At 55.3% G+C, this 18,872-nt stretch carries 17 protein-coding genes; 7 read left to right on the top strand and 10 right to left on the bottom strand.

Annotated features, from left to right (window positions below; translation table 11 throughout):
• Nucleotides 1-17 precede the first annotated feature (17 nt).
• From wzzE to trxA, 4 genes are all read right to left on the bottom strand, one after another.
• Nucleotides 18-1,064, bottom strand: a complete 1,047-nt coding sequence (gene wzzE, locus BJF97_RS00860) for an ECA polysaccharide chain length modulation protein (RefSeq protein WP_014227454.1) — start codon at nt 1,062-1,064, stop codon at nt 18-20.
• Nucleotides 1,065-1,085: 21 nt separating this feature from the next.
• A complete protein-coding gene (gene wecA, locus BJF97_RS00855; RefSeq protein ID WP_004097511.1) occupies nt 1,086-2,180 on the bottom strand; it encodes a UDP-N-acetylglucosamine--undecaprenyl-phosphate N-acetylglucosaminephosphotransferase in 1,095 nt (364 codons plus the stop codon).
• 242 nt (nt 2,181-2,422) lie between these two features.
• Nucleotides 2,423-3,682 (bottom strand): transcription termination factor Rho, encoded by a 1,260-nt coding sequence (gene rho / locus BJF97_RS00850; RefSeq protein ID WP_002883293.1) that lies wholly within the window; start codon nt 3,680-3,682, stop codon nt 2,423-2,425.
• A 329-nt stretch (nt 3,683-4,011) separates the two neighbouring features.
• Nucleotides 4,012-4,341, bottom strand: a complete 330-nt coding sequence (gene trxA / locus BJF97_RS00845) for a thioredoxin TrxA (protein ID WP_004097507.1) — start codon at nt 4,339-4,341, stop codon at nt 4,012-4,014.
• Nucleotides 4,342-4,682: 341 nt separating this feature from the next.
• Here trxA and rhlB point away from each other — a divergent pair, with 341 nt between their 5' ends.
• Both rhlB and gppA read left to right on the top strand, forming a co-directional pair.
• Nucleotides 4,683-5,948, top strand: a complete 1,266-nt coding sequence (rhlB, locus tag BJF97_RS00840; RefSeq protein ID WP_004127388.1) for an ATP-dependent RNA helicase RhlB — start codon at nt 4,683-4,685, stop codon at nt 5,946-5,948.
• A 125-nt stretch (nt 5,949-6,073) separates the two neighbouring features.
• On the top strand, nt 6,074-7,570 hold the full coding sequence (gene gppA / locus BJF97_RS00835; RefSeq protein ID WP_160743202.1) for a guanosine-5'-triphosphate,3'-diphosphate diphosphatase: 1,497 nt from the start codon (nt 6,074-6,076) through the stop codon (nt 7,568-7,570).
• A 64-nt stretch (nt 7,571-7,634) separates the two neighbouring features.
• Here the strand turns inward: gppA and BJF97_RS00830 are convergent, their stop codons facing one another.
• On the bottom strand, nt 7,635-8,375 hold the full coding sequence (locus BJF97_RS00830; protein ID WP_004097500.1) for a GntR family transcriptional regulator: 741 nt from the start codon (nt 8,373-8,375) through the stop codon (nt 7,635-7,637).
• A gap of 221 nt (nt 8,376-8,596) precedes the next feature.
• On the opposite strand from BJF97_RS00830, the gene BJF97_RS00825 reads away from it, so the two are divergent.
• Genes BJF97_RS00825 through BJF97_RS00815 form a run of 3 tightly spaced genes read left to right on the top strand, consistent with a single transcriptional unit; the run spans nt 8,597 to nt 11,993 of the window.
• Nucleotides 8,597-9,613 (top strand): ADP-ribosylglycohydrolase family protein, encoded by a 1,017-nt coding sequence (locus BJF97_RS00825; RefSeq protein ID WP_032693766.1) that lies wholly within the window; start codon nt 8,597-8,599, stop codon nt 9,611-9,613.
• A gap of 18 nt (nt 9,614-9,631) precedes the next feature.
• The gene (locus BJF97_RS00820; RefSeq protein ID WP_014837065.1) at nt 9,632-11,047 is read left to right on the top strand and encodes a purine-cytosine permease family protein; all 1,416 of its coding nucleotides are present in this window, start codon (nt 9,632-9,634) and stop codon (nt 11,045-11,047) included.
• Nucleotides 11,031-11,993 (top strand): PfkB family carbohydrate kinase, encoded by a 963-nt coding sequence (locus BJF97_RS00815; protein WP_032693767.1) that lies wholly within the window; start codon nt 11,031-11,033, stop codon nt 11,991-11,993. The genes BJF97_RS00820 and BJF97_RS00815 overlap by 17 nt, the downstream gene beginning before the upstream one ends.
• A 3-nt stretch (nt 11,994-11,996) precedes the next feature.
• On the opposite strand, the gene rep is transcribed toward BJF97_RS00815, so the two are convergent.
• The 4 genes from rep to BJF97_RS00795 form a co-directional block, all read right to left on the bottom strand.
• Nucleotides 11,997-14,015, bottom strand: coding sequence for a DNA helicase Rep (gene rep / locus BJF97_RS00810; RefSeq protein ID WP_032693768.1), 2,019 nt, complete (start codon nt 14,013-14,015; stop codon nt 11,997-11,999).
• 102 nt (nt 14,016-14,117) lie between these two features.
• Complete coding sequence (gene pnuC, locus BJF97_RS00805) at nt 14,118-14,846, bottom strand: nicotinamide riboside transporter PnuC (RefSeq protein ID WP_032693769.1); 729 nt, start codon at nt 14,844-14,846, stop codon at nt 14,118-14,120.
• On the bottom strand, nt 14,846-15,595 hold the full coding sequence (locus BJF97_RS00800; RefSeq protein WP_014227449.1) for a nucleoside phosphorylase: 750 nt from the start codon (nt 15,593-15,595) through the stop codon (nt 14,846-14,848). Before BJF97_RS00800 ends, pnuC begins: the two co-directional genes overlap by 1 nt.
• Nucleotides 15,596-15,618: 23 nt before the next feature.
• On the bottom strand, nt 15,619-16,323 hold the full coding sequence (locus tag BJF97_RS00795; RefSeq protein ID WP_004097483.1) for a Crp/Fnr family transcriptional regulator: 705 nt from the start codon (nt 16,321-16,323) through the stop codon (nt 15,619-15,621).
• Between the two features lie 194 nt (nt 16,324-16,517).
• Between BJF97_RS00795 and ppiC (BJF97_RS00790) the strand changes: the two genes are divergently transcribed.
• Both ppiC (BJF97_RS00790) and ppiC (BJF97_RS00785) read left to right on the top strand, forming a co-directional pair.
• Nucleotides 16,518-16,799 (top strand): peptidylprolyl isomerase PpiC, encoded by a 282-nt coding sequence (gene ppiC, locus BJF97_RS00790; RefSeq protein WP_032693770.1) that lies wholly within the window; start codon nt 16,518-16,520, stop codon nt 16,797-16,799.
• Between the two features lie 52 nt (nt 16,800-16,851).
• A complete protein-coding gene (gene ppiC, locus BJF97_RS00785; RefSeq protein WP_004127351.1) occupies nt 16,852-17,133 on the top strand; it encodes a peptidylprolyl isomerase PpiC in 282 nt (93 codons plus the stop codon).
• A gap of 168 nt (nt 17,134-17,301) precedes the next feature.
• On the opposite strand, the gene ilvC is transcribed toward ppiC (BJF97_RS00785), so the two are convergent.
• Nucleotides 17,302-18,777, bottom strand: a complete 1,476-nt coding sequence (gene ilvC / locus BJF97_RS00780) for a ketol-acid reductoisomerase (protein ID WP_003018001.1) — start codon at nt 18,775-18,777, stop codon at nt 17,302-17,304.
• Nucleotides 18,778-18,872 lie beyond the last annotated feature (95 nt).

Below are 18,872 nucleotides of genomic sequence, written 5' to 3'. Positions count from 1 at the left end.
TTCACCACAGGCCGCATTCACTGGACACGGCGACGCGATAACGCAACGCCTGCGCCGATGAGCGCGCCCACAATCCCCCACATCACCATCAGAAACACGCGGCGCGGGCTATCGCGTTTTACCGGTTCTTCAGGCGTTCGCAAATACCTGTAAGTCTGAAAACGCGGGTCCAGGGTCGGCCCCACGTTCAACGTCGTTAACATGGCGCGGCTTTGGTCATAATCAAGATCGTACTGCGGCCCCACCGCCTGCAGATTTTCCAGCCGGGCCTGCAGCATTGGCCGCCCCAGTAAAAACAGCTCGGAATCCGGCAGCTGGTCTGGTGGAATATCGGTTTCGCTGCGGGAGATGTTGTGCTGCTGCGCGACTTTCAGCGCCTGTTCCACGCTGTGCATGCGGCGATTGAAAATCTCTCGCGCCACCTCTTCCTGGCGCTTCACCTGCGCTTTCATCTGTACGGTACGCGCGGCCCAGGCGCCTTTGAGCTCATCATTCAGATGCCCTGCCGCACGCTGGCTGGCGAAAGCCACATACTGGCGCAGCAGATTGTTGGCATCAGGCGCGGTTTCTGCCGTCAGCTTCACGCTATCGTTGATGCTTTTTAGCGCATCGCCGGGCATGAACTGGATATCGTTAATCAGGTCATCCAACAGCGCGGCATCGGCGCGAGCGTTACCCGACTGGCGCTGCTTGTAGTAGTCCGTTTGCAACCAGAAGTCGCGGCGGGTATCCCACGACGCCTGCTGCATGATGAACTCTTTATATGCTTCGTCCATGACCGAAGGCTGATCGACAGAGACGAGATTGGCCTTGATATCGAGATTGCGTAAGAACTGCTGTTGTGAATAGTATCCCCCCAGCATGTTCACCGTCGGTCGGTCGGTAATCGCCGTCGCGCTCCACTCCTGACGAGCAAAAAAGGTATAAACCAGAACAATCAGTGCAAAGAGCACTGCGATACCTGCTATCCAGCTTTTTCCGGCCCATAAGGCGCGAAACAGCCCGCGAATATCCAGCTCGTTCTCAACGTTCACTGTTTGTGCTCCCGGTAATGGTTGAGTCATCACGTCCCCAGATTGACTTGGTTAATTTGGATTATTGCCGCTGTGTCGCCGTATTCTGCGTCTAATGCGCTTAACCATGCGCGCCACTTTCCAGGCGCGTTTAATGCAGTAGCCATAAAGAAAAAAGGCTAACAAAAAGAGTATTAACATCACCCATTCAGGAACAATGCGGGTGTATTCCGCCACCACGCCAACCAGGGCCAGCAGCGCGGCGGCCAGGGTGATCAGCACAAACGCCTGACGGGAAGTAAACCCGGCGCGCATGATTAAATGATGAATATGCTGACGGTCCGGGGAGAATGGACTCATCCCTTTGCGCAGGCGACGGTACATAATCGCCACCATATCCATCAACGGAATAGCGATAATCCACAGCGCCGTGACCGGGCTGATAGGATGCGTTTTTCCCTGCGTGGTCTCCAGCAGGATCCAGATGATAGTGAAGCCAATCATGGTGCTGCCGGCATCACCCATAAAGACCTTATAGCGACGGCCAAGCGCACCGAGGTTAAGTAAAATATAGGGCAAAATGGCGGCGATCATCGCAAAACACCACATCGCCAGGCTGTACTGGCCATCAAACCACAGGATAATGCCCGTTGCCGCAAAAGAGACTGACGACAGACCGCCAAGCAGCCCATCGATACCATCAACCATATTGAAGGCGTTGATCGCCGCCCAGACGGCGAACAGCGTGAGGAAGAAGCCAAAGGGGCCGAGCACCAGCTCCCATGAGCCGAATATAAAACCGAGGCTACTAAGATGAAGATTACCCACCATCATCATAATGACGGCGATAGCGGCTTGAATTACCGCGCGAATTTTTACGCTGATATCAAAGCGGTCGTCCAGCGCACCGACCAGCACGAGCACCCCGGCACATCCCAGGTATAACCGAGCGTGGGGAATGTAATAATCGGCGATAGCAAACGTAAAACAAATACCTGCGAAAACTGAAATACCACCGACTAACGGAATCAAACCCTGATGCCGTTTGCGATAGTTAGGTTTATCCACCAGCCCAACTCTTTTTGCCGCCTTGCGAGCGATAAATATAAACAGGGTGGTGAATAAGAAAATACTGATTAATTCAGTAATAGCAGTGAGTAAATTCACAACGCATGTGCTCTCAGCATAGTTAATCCGGGAAGTATAACGATGATGCCTCAACTCCAGAAGGGGCAAAGCAGAACATTACAAATTTATTGTAGAAATTTTAGACTGTTAAAGCCGTCTCTGCCTGCCATCATCCTGCGCATATCATACGTTAAGACCCATTTTGTTTTCCCTTCCTGGATCATACAAACCCGGAAAACAAAACGCCACGCAATAGCGTGGCGTTCTCTGGCGTTTTTAGTTTACGAGCGCTTCATCATATCGAAGAAGTCATCGTTAGTTTTGGTCATCGCCAGTTTATTGATGAGGAATTCCATCGCGTCAATCTCACCCATCGGGTGAATGATTTTACGCAGGATCCACATCTTCTGCAGCTCTTCCTGAGTGGTGAGCAGCTCTTCTTTACGGGTACCGGAACGGTTGTAGTCGATAGCCGGGAAGACGCGTTTTTCTGCGATCTTACGAGAGAGGTGAAGCTCCATGTTACCGGTGCCTTTAAACTCTTCGTAGATAACTTCGTCCATTTTAGAACCGGTATCGATCAGCGCCGTAGCGATAATCGTCAGGCTGCCGCCCTCTTCCACGTTACGCGCGGCACCGAAGAAACGCTTCGGACGATGCAGGGCGTTGGCGTCCACACCACCGGTCAACACTTTACCGGAAGCCGGGACGACGGTGTTGTAGGCACGCGCCAGACGGGTAATGGAGTCGAGCAGAATGATAACGTCTTTCTTATGCTCAACCAGACGCTTCGCTTTCTCGATAACCATCTCGGCAACCTGAACGTGGCGAGATGCCGGCTCGTCAAAGGTAGAAGCGACAACTTCGCCTTTAACCAGACGCTGCATCTCGGTCACTTCTTCCGGACGTTCGTCGATCAGCAGTACCATCAGAACGCAATCAGGATGGTTGTACGCAATGCTCTGTGCGATGTTCTGCAGCAGCATGGTTTTACCGGCCTTCGGCGGCGCAACAATCAGACCACGCTGACCGCGGCCGATCGGCGATGCCAGATCCAGGACGCGAGCGGTTAAGTCTTCCGTTGAGCCGTTACCACGCTCCATACGCAGACGTGAATTTGCGTGCAGAGGGGTTAAGTTCTCGAACAGAATCTTGTTACGCGCGTTTTCCGGCTTATCGTAGTTAACTTCGTTAACTTTCAACAACGCAAAGTAACGCTCACCCTCTTTAGGAGGACGAATCTTACCGGAAATGGTGTCACCAGTGCGGAGGTTGAAGCGGCGGATTTGGCTGGGGGATACGTAGATGTCGTCGGGACCGGCGAGGTAGGAGCTGTCTGCTGAACGGAGGAAACCAAATCCATCCTGCAGTATCTCCAGTACGCCATCGCCAAAGATATCCTCGCCACTCTTCGAATGCTGCTTGAGGATGGCAAAAATAATATCCTGCTTACGCATACGGGCCAGGTTTTCCAGCCCCATATTTTCGCCGAGAGTAATCAGCTCAGAAACCGGCGTATTCTTTAATTCGGTAAGATTCATAATGGTGTGGGTTCTTAAACTCGGGGTAATTCTCGAACTTAATGTTGTGAATGGTATGGCAGGAATATCCATGCCTGTTAACGGCCTTCATCTCGTGTCTGTACGTTGCCTGGTCACAGGAAAGAACGCAGAACTGAAACGACTAAACGGAATGAGTGATAAGCCCGGATTATAAGCCTCACGCGCATTTTTGCGGGACGCTTTGGGTAAAACAAGATTCAAACAAAGGTATGTTTAAAACGAAGTCTGAGATTAACTTAGCACGACTCTCGCCGGGCGTCCAGAGATCCGCAAAAAATTGGACGCTGGACGCCGGGAGAACAAGCCGCTTACGCCAGGTTGGCGTCGAGGAACTCTTTCAGCTGGCCTTTGGACAGCGCGCCAACTTTGGTCGCTGCCACTTCGCCATTTTTGAACAGCAGCAGGGTCGGGATGCCGCGAATGCCGTATTTCGGCGCAGTACCCGGGTTCTGATCGATGTTCAGTTTCGCAATGGTCAGTTTGCCCTGATACTCTTCAGCGATCTCATCCAGAATCGGGGCGATCATTTTGCACGGACCACACCACTCTGCCCAGAAATCGACGAGGGTTAGCCCGTCAGCCTTGAGTACGTCCGTGTCAAAACTGTCGTCAGTCAGGTGAATAATTTTATCGCTCATATTTAACTCCACAGGAATAAGCCTGGTGTGTTGGTGTCGCGGCCATCAACGACGTGTCGATGCTACGTTATGCACGCTGTTCTTCAGAATGCCTCTTTTATCTCTCTGCATCACAATGCCCATCATGAACTTTGCCCCGCAAAAGATAAAGCAACCAGCGTTCAAACCGGCTTATCGCAGATTTGTCACCCTCGCCTCGCTTAGTAGTCTAAGCTTTCGAAGATTCGTTCAGTTGCCGCAGACGCACCTTGAATAATTTCATACATAGCCAACGAAAGGTTGACGTTATTTCACCGGATACGCTTTCTTAATGCAATAGTTAGCTGATATTCTACCACACTATGAGCAAAACACATTTAACAGAACAGAAGTTTTCCGACTTCGCCCTGCACCCGGCAGTGATTGAAGCCCTTGAAAAGAAAGGGTTTCATAATTGTACACCCATTCAGGCACTCGCCCTCCCGCTTACGCTGGAAGGTCGCGATGTCGCCGGGCAGGCGCAAACCGGTACCGGTAAAACGATGGCGTTTCTGACGTCAACGTTTCATTATCTTCTCACTCACCCGGCGATCGCTGACCGCCAGGTCAACCAGCCGCGCGCGCTGATCATGGCGCCGACGCGTGAACTGGCGGTTCAGATCCACGCTGACGCCGAACCGCTGGCGCAGGCTACCGGTCTGAAACTCGGCCTGGCTTACGGCGGCGACGGCTACGATAAGCAGCTGAAAGTGCTGGAAAGCGGCGTGGATATTCTGATCGGTACCACCGGTCGCCTTATCGACTACGCCAAACAGAACCATATTAACCTCGGCGCCATTCAGGTTGTCGTGCTTGACGAAGCCGATCGCATGTACGATCTCGGCTTTATTAAAGATATCCGTTGGCTGTTCCGCCGTATGCCGCCAGCGAATCAGCGCCTGAACATGCTGTTCTCTGCTACCCTTTCTTATCGCGTCCGTGAACTGGCGTTCGAACAAATGAACAACGCCGAGTACGTCGAAGTTGAGCCTGAGCAGAAAACGGGCCACCGTATTAAAGAAGAGCTGTTCTATCCTTCCAACGAAGAAAAAATGCGCCTGCTGCAGACGCTGCTGGAAGAAGAGTGGCCGGATCGCGCGATTATTTTCGCCAACACCAAACATCGTTGTGAAGATATCTGGGGTCACCTGGCGGCGGACGGCCATCGCGTTGGTCTGTTAACCGGCGACGTTGCGCAGAAAAAACGCCTGCGCATTCTCGATGAATTTACCCGCGGCGATATCGACATTCTGGTCGCAACCGACGTTGCCGCCCGCGGTCTGCATATTCCGGCCGTTACGCACGTCTTTAACTACGACCTGCCGGACGATTGCGAAGACTACGTTCACCGTATTGGCCGTACCGGCCGCGCTGGCGCCAGCGGTCACTCCATCAGCCTGGCCTGTGAAGAGTACGCGCTGAATCTGCCGGCAATTGAAACCTATATCGGCCATTCAATTCCGGTCAGCAAATACAATTCGGACGCGCTGATGACTGAACTGCCCAGACCGCTACGTCTTACGCGCCCGCGCCCGGGCAACGGCCCGCGTCGTAACGGTCCGCCACGTAATCGTCGTCGTTCAGGTTAAAGCACTATGCCATACACAAAATCATTCAAGTTGCATCAAGGCCGCAGGAAAGCGAATCGCGGCGAGCTGACGCTGGTAAGTGATTCGGGTAAGAGAACGCAGCCAACACAGAGGCAACTTGAAGGATGAAGTGTATGAGCTCCACCTCGCTCTATGCCGCTATCGATCTTGGCTCCAATAGCTTTCATATGTTGGTTGTACGCGAGGTTGCCGGAAGCATCCAGACCCTGAGTCGTATCAAACGCAAGGTCCGTCTGGCCGCTGGCCTCAGCGGCGACAATACGCTCTCGGCGGAAGCCATGGAGCGCGGCTGGCAATGTTTACGCCTGTTTGCCGAGCGTTTGCAGGATATCCCCCCGACGCAAATCCGCGTGGTCGCCACAGCGACGCTGCGCCTGGCGGTTAACGCCGGTGAGTTTCTGGAGAAAGCGCGGGAAATCCTCGGCTGCGCGGTTCAGGTTATCAGCGGTGAAGAGGAAGCGCGCCTGATTTATCAGGGCGTTGCGCATACAACAGGCGGCGCAGATCAGCGTCTGGTCGTGGATATTGGCGGCGCCAGCACCGAACTGGTTACCGGTACCGGCGCGCAAACCACCTCGCTTTTCAGCCTGTCCATGGGCTGCGTGACCTGGCTGGAACGCTACTTTGCCGATCGCAGCCTGACCAAAGAGAACTTTGACCAGGCCGAAACCGCCGCGCGTGAAGTTTTGCGTCCCGTCGCCGATGTGCTGCGCTATCACGGCTGGAAAGTGTGCGTCGGGGCATCCGGTACGGTTCAGGCGTTACAGGAAATCATGATGGCGCAGGGGATGGATGAACGCATCACCTTAGCCAAGCTACAGCAGCTCAAACAGCGCGCGATTCAGTGCGGTCGTCTGGAAGAGCTGGAGATCGAAGGCCTGACGCTTGAACGGGCGCTCGTCTTTCCCAGCGGGCTGGCGATTCTTATGGCCATCTTCAGCGAGCTGAATATTCAGTGTATGACGCTCGCCGGCGGCGCGCTGCGTGAAGGTCTGGTCTACGGCATGCTGCACCTGTCAATCGATCAGGATATTCGCAGTCGTACCTTACGCAATATTCAGCGCCGGTTTCTGGTTGATACCGAACAGGCACAGCGCGTTGCCCAACTGGCCGCCCATTTCGTTCATCAGGTGGAAAACAGCTGGGAAATTGAGCCACTATGCTTCGATTTGCTGCAAAGTGCCTGCCAGCTGCATGAAATTGGTCTGAGCGTGGAGTACAAGCAGGCCCCCCTGCACGCCGCCTGGCTGGTGCGCAATCTTGACCTGCCCGGCTTTACCCCCGCACAAAAGAAGCTGCTGGCGACGCTGCTGTTAAACCAAACCAACGCCGTCGACCTTTCATCCATTCATCAACAAAACGCGGTGCCTCCGAGAGTCGCGGAGCATATGTGCCGTCTGCTGCGTCTGGCGATTCTGTTTGCCAGCCGCCGACGCGACGATCTGCTGCCGATGCTTACGCTGGCTGCCGAAGATGAAAATTTGACGTTAACGCTGCCGCAGGGCTGGCTGGAGAATCATCCGCTGGGCCGGGAAATGGTCGAACAGGAGTGCCAGTGGCAGAGCTACGTTCACTGGCCGCTGCGGCTTAACGAGCAGTAGTCGGCTACGATCCGCTCTCGCATAAAGCGATGGCGGGTTTTATACACCGGCCATGCCAAAGCGCTTATTGCAGCTTCACTCTGAAATCAAAATTAAAGTAATTGCTCAGGCAGAATGCGGTTCCGTACTCAAGCACCTCTCCCTGAGCATTGCGGCTTTTCAGCGTAATTTTCATCAATGGCACGCCTTGCGGCAGGTCGAGCAAATTCAGCTCTTCCGCCGAAGGAATATGCACCGTCAGTGAGTAATCCTGAAGATCGGGATAAATATCATTTTCCGCCCAGTGCGCGTACAGCGAACCTTCAAGTAGATCCGGGCGGGGTAAGAAACGCTCGGGGATAAACATGGTTTCGATAGACACCGGGAGGGCATCGACCAGACGGACGCGTTTGATTTTCGCCACCCGATCGCCGACCGCGATCTCCAGCTCACGGGCCAGAAAATCATCCGCCGCCAGCTTTTCCCTCACCAGCCATCGGTTGGACACCGTGCCTGAATTTTGTAGCTGGGCAGAAAATCCGCCGCTGGCAAGGTTATAGCTTACCGGCAGATTCACCTCAGTCCCTTTTCCGTGGCGTTTAATAACCAGCCCGGCCTCCAGCAGCGCATCAAGCGCCTTCACGACCGTCACGCGCGATAGCTCAAGCGTCTGCGACATTTTGCGTTCGGAAGGCAGGATGCTGCCGTGCGTCAGCAACCGCTCGGTCATTGCCGCTTCAATAGCTTGTTTAAGTTGAATATAAAGCGGCGCGGGAGCCTCTGCATTCAGACGCCCTTTTATATACTCAAGCAGCGATTGCGGCATAATGTCGTAGTCTTCCGGAATTCAGTGGCAGTGGATTTATCATAGTGGATCCATACTGGAATCAATAGCCCCCTCATAACGTCTCCCCACCCTTTTTTAGCTTCTCACTTTTCTTTCAGAATGCGTCTTCGATCACAGCATGGCCACAAAGGACTTTAACTGGACTTAATCTGGATCTACTTTTAGTATAACTTTTATTCATTTCTTCCAGGGAGCCGATGATGTCTGCTATTCACCCTACCTATACCACCGAAAACCGCATCCTCGGCTGCCTTTATGGGCAAGCCATCGGTGATGCGATGGGTATGCCTTCCGAACTGTGGCCTAAGCGCCGAATTATTAACCATTTTGGCTGGATTGAGCGCTTCCTCCCCGGACCGAAAGAGAATATTGCGGCCTGCGAATTTCGCGCCGCTGAGTTCACCGATGATACCCATCAGTGCATCGCACTCATGGATGCCCTGAATGAAACCAACGGCGTGACCGATCCACTGGTCATCGCCAGGCATATTCTGCTGTGGGCCAGACGCTGTCAGGCCTTTGAAAAAAATATTCTTGGCCCGACCTCGAAGGCTTCCCTGATCGCGCTTGAGCAGGGGCAGCCGCTGGAGGAGATCGCGGCCAACGGCGTAACCAACGGCGCGGCAATGCGCGTGGCGCCGATGGGCTGTCTACTGCCCACCGGGGACAGAACGTTTTTCATTGAGCAAGTGCGGCTATCCTGCCTGCCGACGCATAAATCAGACATCGCTATCGCCGGCGCGGTGGTCATTGCCTGGGCGATCGGCCGCGCCATTGAAGGGGCCGAATGGCCGTTAATCAAAACGGAGCTGGCGTCGCTCGCCAATGAGACGCAGCGCCATTATGAGTCCACTTTTAGTCCACTACTGGGAAACCGTATCCACCTGGCGCTGGAAACGATCGGCGGGGAGACTGACCATCTGACGGGTATTGAACGGATTTATGAGGACATCGGCGCCGGTATGGATATTATCGAGTCCGTCCCCGCAGCGATTGCTCTGGTTGAGCTGGCAAAAACGCAGCCTATGAAATGCGCTATGCTGGCAGCCAATTTAGGCGGCGACACCGACACCATTGGCGCGATGGCCACCGCCATCTGCGGCGCGCTTCATGGCATAGAGGCTTTTCCTGAAGAACATATACAACGGATTAAGCAGGCCAACAGCATCGACTTCGCGCCTTACGCACAGCGGCTTGCAGGCTACCGCTTCGCATAATTCACAGAGGGTATCACTATGGACAGCAAAGCTTCATACGATGGAAATATCCAGGCGGCAGATCCCGGAATGGCAGAATTAGGGATCGGTCTGGTCCCCCCGGTCCACCAGACCCAGAAACCGGTCCAGCTGTTTTTCGTCTGGTGCGCCGCGAATATTGGCATTCTTGGCGTCGTTTACGGCGCGGTGATTGTGTCGTTCGGCCTCTCATTCTGGCAGGCGATTCTTGCCGCCGTGGCGGGCGTCGCCTCCTTTGCGCTGGTCGGCATCACCAGCATCGCCGGGAAAATTGGTCGTACGACGACGCTAACCCTCTCCCGCGTCATTTTTGGCAAACGCGGTAATATCGCCCCCACCAGCTTCTGTTGGGTGAATTTGATGGGCTGGGAAGCGGTCAATATCATTACCGGCACGCTCACCCTCGTCGCGCTGTTTGCCGCCATGGGTTTTGAAGAGAGTCTGACCACCACCGCGCTGTCGCTTTTCTTGTTTGGCGGGCTGACCGTACTGGTCAGCGTGCTCGGGCAAAACGCCGTGCTGATGATGCAAAAATGGATCACCCGGATCTTTGGCGCCATGACGCTGCTGGTGGTGATCTATTTACTCTTCACCGCGGACTGGCAGGCCATCCTTGCGCTGCCTTCAGGCAGCTGGCTGACCGGCTTTCTGCCGGCCGTGTCTATTATTGCCGCGGGCACCGGCATCAGCTGGGCTATCGCCGGCGCCGACTATAGCCGCGATCAGCGCCCTGACTCCGGGGAAAAGCCTATTTTTCTCGCCGTGGTCAGCGGCGCCGCCCTCCCCCTGCTGTTGCTGATGCTCACCGGAATACTGCTTACCGCGCAGATCCCCGATCTGGCCTCCAGCGAGAACCCCATTTCAGCGATCGGTAAACTGCTGCCTTCGTGGATGGCAATCCCCTATCTGGCCGCGGCTACCGCCGGGGTCGTGACCATCGCCGTGTTGAGCCTCTATTCCGCCAGCCTTAACCTGTTAAGCATGGGGATTAAGCTACAGCAGCGTTCCGCCGTGGCCCTCGACGCCGTGCTGGTGCTGGGGATTGCCCTCTACGTGCTGTTTGTCTCGAAAGATTTTCTCGGGCCGTTCATCGCGTTTTTGATTTTCTGCGGCGTATTTCTGGCCGCCTGGGCCGCCATCTTTATGGTCGATTTTTATCGGCTGCGCCGCCGTGCCGGATATCCTGAAGCTGATTTATTCAGGGAGAGCGGCGCAAACCGTACCGCGCTGGGCTGCTGGATTGTCGGTGCGCTGGCAGGATTGATGGTCTCTAAAACCGGTTTTATCGACGGACCTTTCGCGGTCGGTATTTTCGCGGACTCCAGCCTCGGGTTATTCGTCTCTTTTATTCTGAGCCTGGCGCTGTATCTCGCCTTCGGAACGAGAAAGGGGGCCTGCCGTGACAATCAGCGCTGACCTGCTATCGCCTCAGCGGCCAATCGTGGTTATCGGCGCCGCTTTTGGCGACATTATTCTCCATCTCGATGCGCTGCCGCAAAGCGGTAGCGATGTCTCCGCCCGTGACGGCGGACGGCAGATTGGCGGCTGCGCGTTCAACGTCGCCCGCGCGCTCTCGCGCCTCGAACTGTTTCCCATTAACGCCATACCGGTAGGCAATGGCGATTGGGGGCAGGCCGTTGCGCAAAAAATGGCGCTGGAAAACTTGCCCGTCCTCTTGCGCCATCCCACCCACGATAACGGCTGGTGTCTGGCTCTTGTCGAAGCCAGCAAAGAGCGGACGTTTATCACCATTGAGGGCTGCGAACAGCACTGGACTGATGAACTATTAGCGCAAATACCGCTGCCGAAGGAGGCGATTATTTACGTCTCGGGCTACGAACTGGCCAGCGAAGCGCTGCGCCAGTGGATCCTTGCCCAGACGGAAGATAAAACGCTGTTCGTCGATTTTGGCCCGCGTCTGTGCGGCCTGGATATTCACTTTATCCAGGCGCTGCTGCGCAAACGCCCCCTGCTCACCCTGAATCGCGATGAACTCAGCGTGCTGTGCGCGCGTTTATACGATTTGGATAGCGCAACCCTTGATGCCGCCTCACGGCTCGCCAGCGACTGGCATATTCGGGCGATCTGTCGGTTTGATAAGGATGGCGCATGGGTGGTTGAACCTGACGCAGCACCGCAGCATATTCCGGCCTGCCGCGTGAAGGTCCACGACACGATTGCCGCAGGAGACAGCCACTGTGCCGGTACGATCGCCGGGCTGGCCTGTGGAATGGATTTGCAGCAGGCAACGCGGCTGGGCAATGAAGTGGCGGCCATTGTCGTCAGTCAACCCGGTTCAGACGGCGCACCCGGTCGCAAAGCGCTACGTCAGTTCCAGATTCAACAGCAAAACAGCCGCTAGCCGCTATTTACGCGCTTTCGCCAGCATCGCCCGGATGTTGGCGACGTTCGCCTGGCCTTTATGCATGCGCTCTTCCGGCGAAATCACTTTGCGCTCCTGTTCCCAAATCAGGTCGTCCTGCGGCAGTTCCAGCAGAAAACGGCTCGGCTCCGGTCGCACCAGCTCGCCGTACTGACGGCGCTCTTTGCACAGGGTAAAAGTCAGTTCTTTCTGCGCGCGGGTGATACCTACGTAGGCAAGACGGCGCTCTTCATCGACGTTGTCTTCATCAATGCTGCTCTGGTGCGGCAGCAGCCCCTCTTCCATACCAACCAGGTAGACATATGGGAATTCCAGCCCCTTTGACGCGTGAAGCGTCATCAGCTGCACCTGATCCGTCTCCTCATCCGACTCGCCGCGCTCCATCATATCGCGCAGGGTAAAGCGGGTAACGACCTGAGTGAGCGTCATCGGTTCATCGATCTCGCTGCCTTCGAGCATTTCAGTCATCCACGTGAACAGCGTATTGACGTTTTTCATCCGCATTTCGGCGGCTTTCGGGCTGGGCGAGGTCTCATAGAGCCAGGATTCATAATCCACGCCGCGGATCAGATCGCGGACGGCGGCAATCGGTTCACGCTCTGAAAGCTGCTGGATCTCCCGCAGCCAGTGGGTAAAGCGGGTCAAAGACTCATAGCCGCGCCCGTTCAGGGTCTGGGTCAGGCCCATATCGAAGCTGGCGGTAAACATGCTTTTATTGCGCCCCATCGCCCATTCACCCAGCTTTTTCAACGTCGCCGAACCGATTTCACGCTTTGGCGTATTAACGATGCGCATGAAAGCGCTGTCATCATCGGGATTAGTCAGCACGCGCAGATAGGCCAGCAGGTCTTTAATTTCCGGGCGGGAAAAGAACGACGTGCCGCCGGAAATTTTGTACGGGATGCGGTTCTGCATCAGCATCTTTTCAAAAACCCGCGACTGATGGTTGCCGCGATACAGAATCGCGTAGTCCTTATAGGCGGTTTTATTAATAAAGTGATGCGCGATCAGTTCACCGGCAACGCGCTCCGCCTCATGGTCTTCGTTATTAGCAGAGAGCACCTTCAGCTCTACGCCATAGCCCAGTTCGGAAAACAGACGCTTCTCGAAAACGTGTGGGTTATTGGCAATCAGAATGTTAGCCGCCTTCAGGATGCGCCCGGAAGAACGGTAGTTTTGCTCCAGCTTGATCACCTGCAGCGCCGGGAAATCCTGGCTTAGCAGGACCAGGTTCTGCGGCCGCGCGCCGCGCCAGGAGTAGATCGACTGATCGTCATCGCCGACCACGGTAAAGCGCGCCCGCTGCCCCACCAGCAGTTTCACCAGCTCGTACTGGCTGGTGTTGGTGTCCTGGTATTCATCCACCAGCAGATAGCGAATCTTATTCTGCCAGCGCTCCCGCACCTCTTCGTTACGCTGCAGCAGCAGCGTTGGCAGCAGGATCAGATCGTCAAAGTCGAGTACGTTGCAGGCTTTCATGTGCGCGTCGTACAGCCCGTAGCAGTGAGCAAAGATCCGATCCCGCTCCCCTTTCGCCCGAGCGGCGGCCTGGGCAGGGGTTTGCAGATCGTTTTTCCAGTTGGAGATCGTCGAGATCAGCTGCTGAAGCACCACTTTATCGTCTTCGATCAGCCCTTCGGTGAGCTCTTTTAACAGCGCCACCTGGTCGGTATCGTCGAACAGCGAGAAGTTTGATTTCATCCCTAACGCGGCGTATTCGCGTTTGATGATATCCAGCCCCAGCGTGTGGAAGGTGGAAATCATCAGGCCGCGCGCCTCTTTGCGTCCCAGCGTTTGCCCGACGCGCTCTTTCATTTCCCGCGCCGCCTTGTTGGTAAAGGTGACCGCCGCGATATGACGCGCCTGATAGCCGCAGCCGCGGATCAGGTGGGCGATTTTATTGGTAATCACGCGGGTCTTACCGGAACCGGCACCCGCCAGCACCAGGCACGGTCCGGTAACGAATTCGACGGCTTGTTGTTGGCCAGGATTTAAACGCATGGGAGTCTTTTGCTCAATCTTCGAACGGGGTGGGGATTGTAGCAGAAAGAGGGGCACAGAGAGCAACAGGCTGCCCATTCAGGCAGCCTGGAAATCGGTTAATCAGGATGCGGCCTCGGCAAGCGGCGTATAGCCGTTACGCTGTGCGCTCTTGATCCAGCTGTATGAGCCCATTACCGCGATCGCCGTCAGCAGGACATACTCAAGCGACATGGCGTAAACGCCCTGTACCGCGTAGATAACTACGCTAATCACGTCGATAACCACCCACAGCAGCCAGTTTTCGACGAATTTACGCGTCATCAGCACCATGGCGGCAATCGACAACACCAGCATGGTGGAATCCCAGAACGGGAAGGCGTCGGGCTGGAGGTCGGGCATCGCGACCTGCATACCGAACGTTTGCAGCAGAGCAATCATGATACGAGTGAGCGTCGCGAACACCGGATCGATAAACAGCGTCATCAGCACAATCGCCACCGCGCAGACGCCGCCCAGCGCCAGCGTTTGCTGACGGGAAAGCCAGCGTACCTTGAGCGCGGCCTCCTGCGCCTCGTTTTGCCGGCTCCACGCGTACCAGCCGTAAATATTAGCAGCGAAGAAAAAGACCTGCAGCAGCAGGCTGGCATAGAGCTGGATCTGGAAAAAGATCGCCGCAAACAGCGTGACGTTAATCAGGCCAAACAGATAGTTGATGATTTTTTCCCGGCTGGCGCACCAGATGCACAGCAGGCCGAATACGGTACCGATAGCCTCAATCCACGATAGCGCATAGCCGCCTTCGCCGAGAGGAATGTTGACCATCACATTGTTAATGCTAAAAAAGTCCATCACAGACCTCCTTGCTGGCTAGCGGAATAAATGGCGCGCAGCGCCAGGGTAATTTGCCGTTCTTCGCCCTGCTGGCACAGCGCCTCCTGCTGGACATAATCATTGATGCTGCTATCCAGGCAACCGTTGTGGGCAACAACCACGTTGAGTAATGATGCCGTACGTAGGCCGCGCAGCGCGCCGATAGTCATCAGAGCGGCGCTCTCCATATCAGCACCCAGAACGCCTCGCGCCGACCACTGCGCATCCAGTTCCGCCTCACGATCGGTATAGAAACTGTCGTGGCTGCGCACCAGCCCGCACGCGGCGGGGATGTTCATTTGCCGCGCCTGCGCCACCAGTTCCCAGGTCAGCAGCGGGTCGGCGCAGGCCGGATAGCCCGCCGGCGCATAGGTTCGGCTGGTACCATCATCCATCACCGCAGCGTGAGCGATAATCACATCGCCGAGCGCAAGATTATCCTGCAATGCGCCGCAGCTGCCGATACGAATCAGGGTTGTTACGCCAATCTGGCGCAGTTCTTCAATGGCGATCGCCGTGGAGGGTCCGCCGATACCGGTGGAGAGCACCAAAATCTCGATGCCCTGATACCAGCCGCGCGCGGCGCGAAACTCCCGGTTCTGACCGAGCCGCTGTGGATTATCAAGAAAATTGACGATGCGGTCGACCCGCTGCGGGTCGCCCGGCAGCAGCGCGTACCGCGCGCCGGTCATCTCTTTGCTTAACTGGATATGGGGTTGCAGCGACATTCTCCCGCCTCCTTCTCTTGCGGTTATCCGATATCAGCCTCCTGCTTCAGTTTTTCAGGAGCTAACAACACAATGCGTTCACCATCGGTATCAATAATCTGTAGCGCTTTCAGGTCATGCAAAATACGGTTAATGCTGCGGGTCGTCGCCGCGAACTCCTGACTGAGATTCTGCTTATCCAGCAAGATTTCATTCGCGCCATCCTGTTGATAACGCAGCCATAGCGCCTGACACACCCGCTGATGCAGCGAGTAGAGATTGTCGCTGCTGGCCTTTTTCGATAGCTGATAATATTGCTGGCTAAAGAAGCGCAGCATCCGCTGGTTAAAGTGGTTATCCAGCGCCAGCCAGCGGCAGAAATGTTCCTGCGACAGGCTCAGGAGCTGCACATGGTCCACCGCCACCACCGAGCAGATGTAATGACGCGACTCAAAGATCTCGAGTTCGCCCACCATGTCGCCTTTACGGTAGCGGGCCTGGCGGTAGCGGCGCCCGTCTTCAGCCTCATAGAAAACGTCTACCTCACCGGCGATAATCAGCGAAAAACGCTGGCACACTTCCCCCTGTCGGCAGATAAAATCACCGCGCGGAATGTCTTCGAAGCGCCAGCGCCGCATGATCTCCAGAGGACAATATTTCAGTAATTCATAGAGCAGCGGATCGCGCACAATCTCGCTCAGCCCGGAAAGCCAGCCGACTGAAAATTCAGGTTTTTTCATTGTATCCATGTTATCTCGCTCCACGACGATAAGGACAGGACGGCTGTCCCCGGCCAGAAGGAAAATGCCGAAGAAAAGTGTTGCCCATCTCCCGCTTCCGTCTATCAGGCGAGACACCTGTCCCGCGATGGCGAAGAGTATAGGTCCACGACCAAAGCGGATGGTAAAGTAACGGGATATCTTTGAGACATGAGAGCAAAATAATGGCAAAGAGCGCAGCAGCCCTGCATATCCTGGTAAAAGAAGAGAAGCTGGCGCAAGAGATCCTCGCCAAACTGGAACGTGGCGTGAGCTTCGTTCATCTGGCAAAGCGCTATTCAAAGTGCCCATCCGGACGCAACGGCGGCGATCTCGGGGAGTTTAATCAAGGCGTTATGGTCGGGCCGTTCGATAAAGCGGTCTTCAGCTGCCCGCTGCTAAAGCCATATGGACCGGTCAAAACCAAGTTCGGCTACCACATCATTAAGGTGCTGTATCGCCGCTAGCCCATGCTACTATTGCGCCCTGGTTTGTCCCCCACTCACTCAAGGTACGATCATGGCAAAAACGGCAGCAGCACTGCATATTCTGGTTAAAGAAGAGCAGCTGGCACTGGATCTTCTGGAGCAAATTAAAAACGGCGCCGATTTCGGCAAACTGGCGAAGAAGCACTCGATCTGCCCGTCAGGCAAACGCGGCGGCGATTTAGGTGAATTCCGCCAGGGTCAGATGGTGCCGGCGTTTGATAAAGTCGTCTTCTCCTGCCCGGAGCTGGAGCCAACCGGCCCGCTGCACACCCAGTTTGGTTATCACATCATCAAGGTGCTGTACCGCAAATAAAAAAACCGGTGTCTTATTTGCACCGGTTTTTTATCTCACAGCTTTCCCCTAAGGATTTCAGCTTGCAGGAAGGCGGCAAGTGAGTACAGCCCCAGGAGCATAGATAACTATGTGACTGGGGTGTACGAACGCAGCCAACGCATCTGCAAGTTGAAAGACGACGGGGAATTAGCCCGCTACCGCAATGCGTTTCATGTCGGTCATATAGCCGCGCAGTTTCTTACCAACCTGCTCGATAGCGTGGCTGCGAATAGCTTCGTTCACGTCGCGCAGCTGAGCGTTGTCTACCGCGCCTTCGGCAATCGCTTTGCCCAGGTCGCCGGTCTGCAGGGTGGTCATGAACTCTTTCAGCAGCGGTACGCAAGCGTAAGAGAACAGGTAGTTACCGTATTCAGCGGTATCGGAGATAACCACGTTCATTTCGTACAGACGCTTACGAGCGATGGTGTTGGCGATCAGCGGCAGCTCGTGCAGTGATTCGTAGTAAGCGGACTCTTCGATGATGCCGGAATCCACCATGGTTTCAAACGCCAGCTCAACGCCCGCTTTCACCATTGCGATCATCAGAACGCCTTTATCGAAGTACTCCTGCTCGCCAATTTTACCTTCAAACTGCGGTGCGGTTTCGAACGCGGTTTTGCCGGTCTCTTCACGCCAGGTCAGCAGTTTTTTATCGTCGTTGGCCCAGTCAGCCATCATGCCGGAGGAGAATTCACCGGAGATGATGTCATCCATATGCTTCTGGAACAGCGGCGCCATAATTTCTTTCAGCTGTTCGGACAGCGCGTAAGCACGCAGCTTAGCCGGGTTAGACAGGCGATCCATCATCAGAGTGATACCGCCCTGCTTCAGCGCTTCGGTGATGGTTTCCCAGCCGAACTGAATCAGTTTTTCGGCGTATGCCGGGTCGGTACCCTCTTCCACCAGCTTATCGAAGCACAGCAGAGAACCGGCCTGCAGCATACCGCAGAGGATGGTCTGCTCGCCCATCAGGTCGGATTTCACTTCGGCAACGAAGGACGATTCCAGCACGCCCGCACGGTGACCGCCGGTCGCCGCAGCCCAGGCTTTAGCGATGGCCATACCTTCGCCTTTCGGATCGTTTTCCGGGTGAACCGCGATCAGGGTCGGAACGCCGAAACCGCGTTTGTACTCTTCACGTACTTCGGTACCCGGGCACTTCGGCGCCACCATCACGACGGTGATATCTTTACGGATCTGCTCGCCAACTTCCACGATGTTGAAGCCGTGAGAGTAGCCCAGCGCCGCGCCGTCTTTCATCAGCGGCTGAACGGAACGTACAACGTCAGAGTGCTGTTTGTCCGGCGTCAGGTTAACCACCAGATCGGCCTGCGGGATCAGCTCTTCGTAGGTACCCACCTTGAAGCCGTTTTCGGTTGCTTTGCGCCATGATGCGCGCTTTTCGGCAATCGCTTCTTTACGCAGCGCGTAGGAGATATCCAGACCGGAGTCGCGCATGTTCAGACCCTGGTTCAGGCCCTGAGCGCCACAGCCGACGATGACCACTTTTTTACCCTGAAGGTAGCTTGCGCCATCGGCGAATTCGTCGCGACCCATAAAGCGACATTTGCCCAGCTGCGCCAGCTGCTGGCGCAGGTTCAGTGTATTAAAGTAGTTAGCCATGGTGATACCTCGTGATGTTGTGTGTCTTATTTTGTTCGGTTCGCGTTTCAGCGAGAATGTACCCACATTACAACAGGAAATTTATTGCGGAAATT

The sequence above is a fragment of the Klebsiella sp. LTGPAF-6F genome, from assembly GCF_001753185.1.
GTDB classification, from domain to species: Bacteria; Pseudomonadota; Gammaproteobacteria; order Enterobacterales; family Enterobacteriaceae; genus Klebsiella; species Klebsiella michiganensis.
Note: the sequence above shows the minus strand (reverse complement) of the source record. Positions and strands in the feature narration are given on the sequence as shown.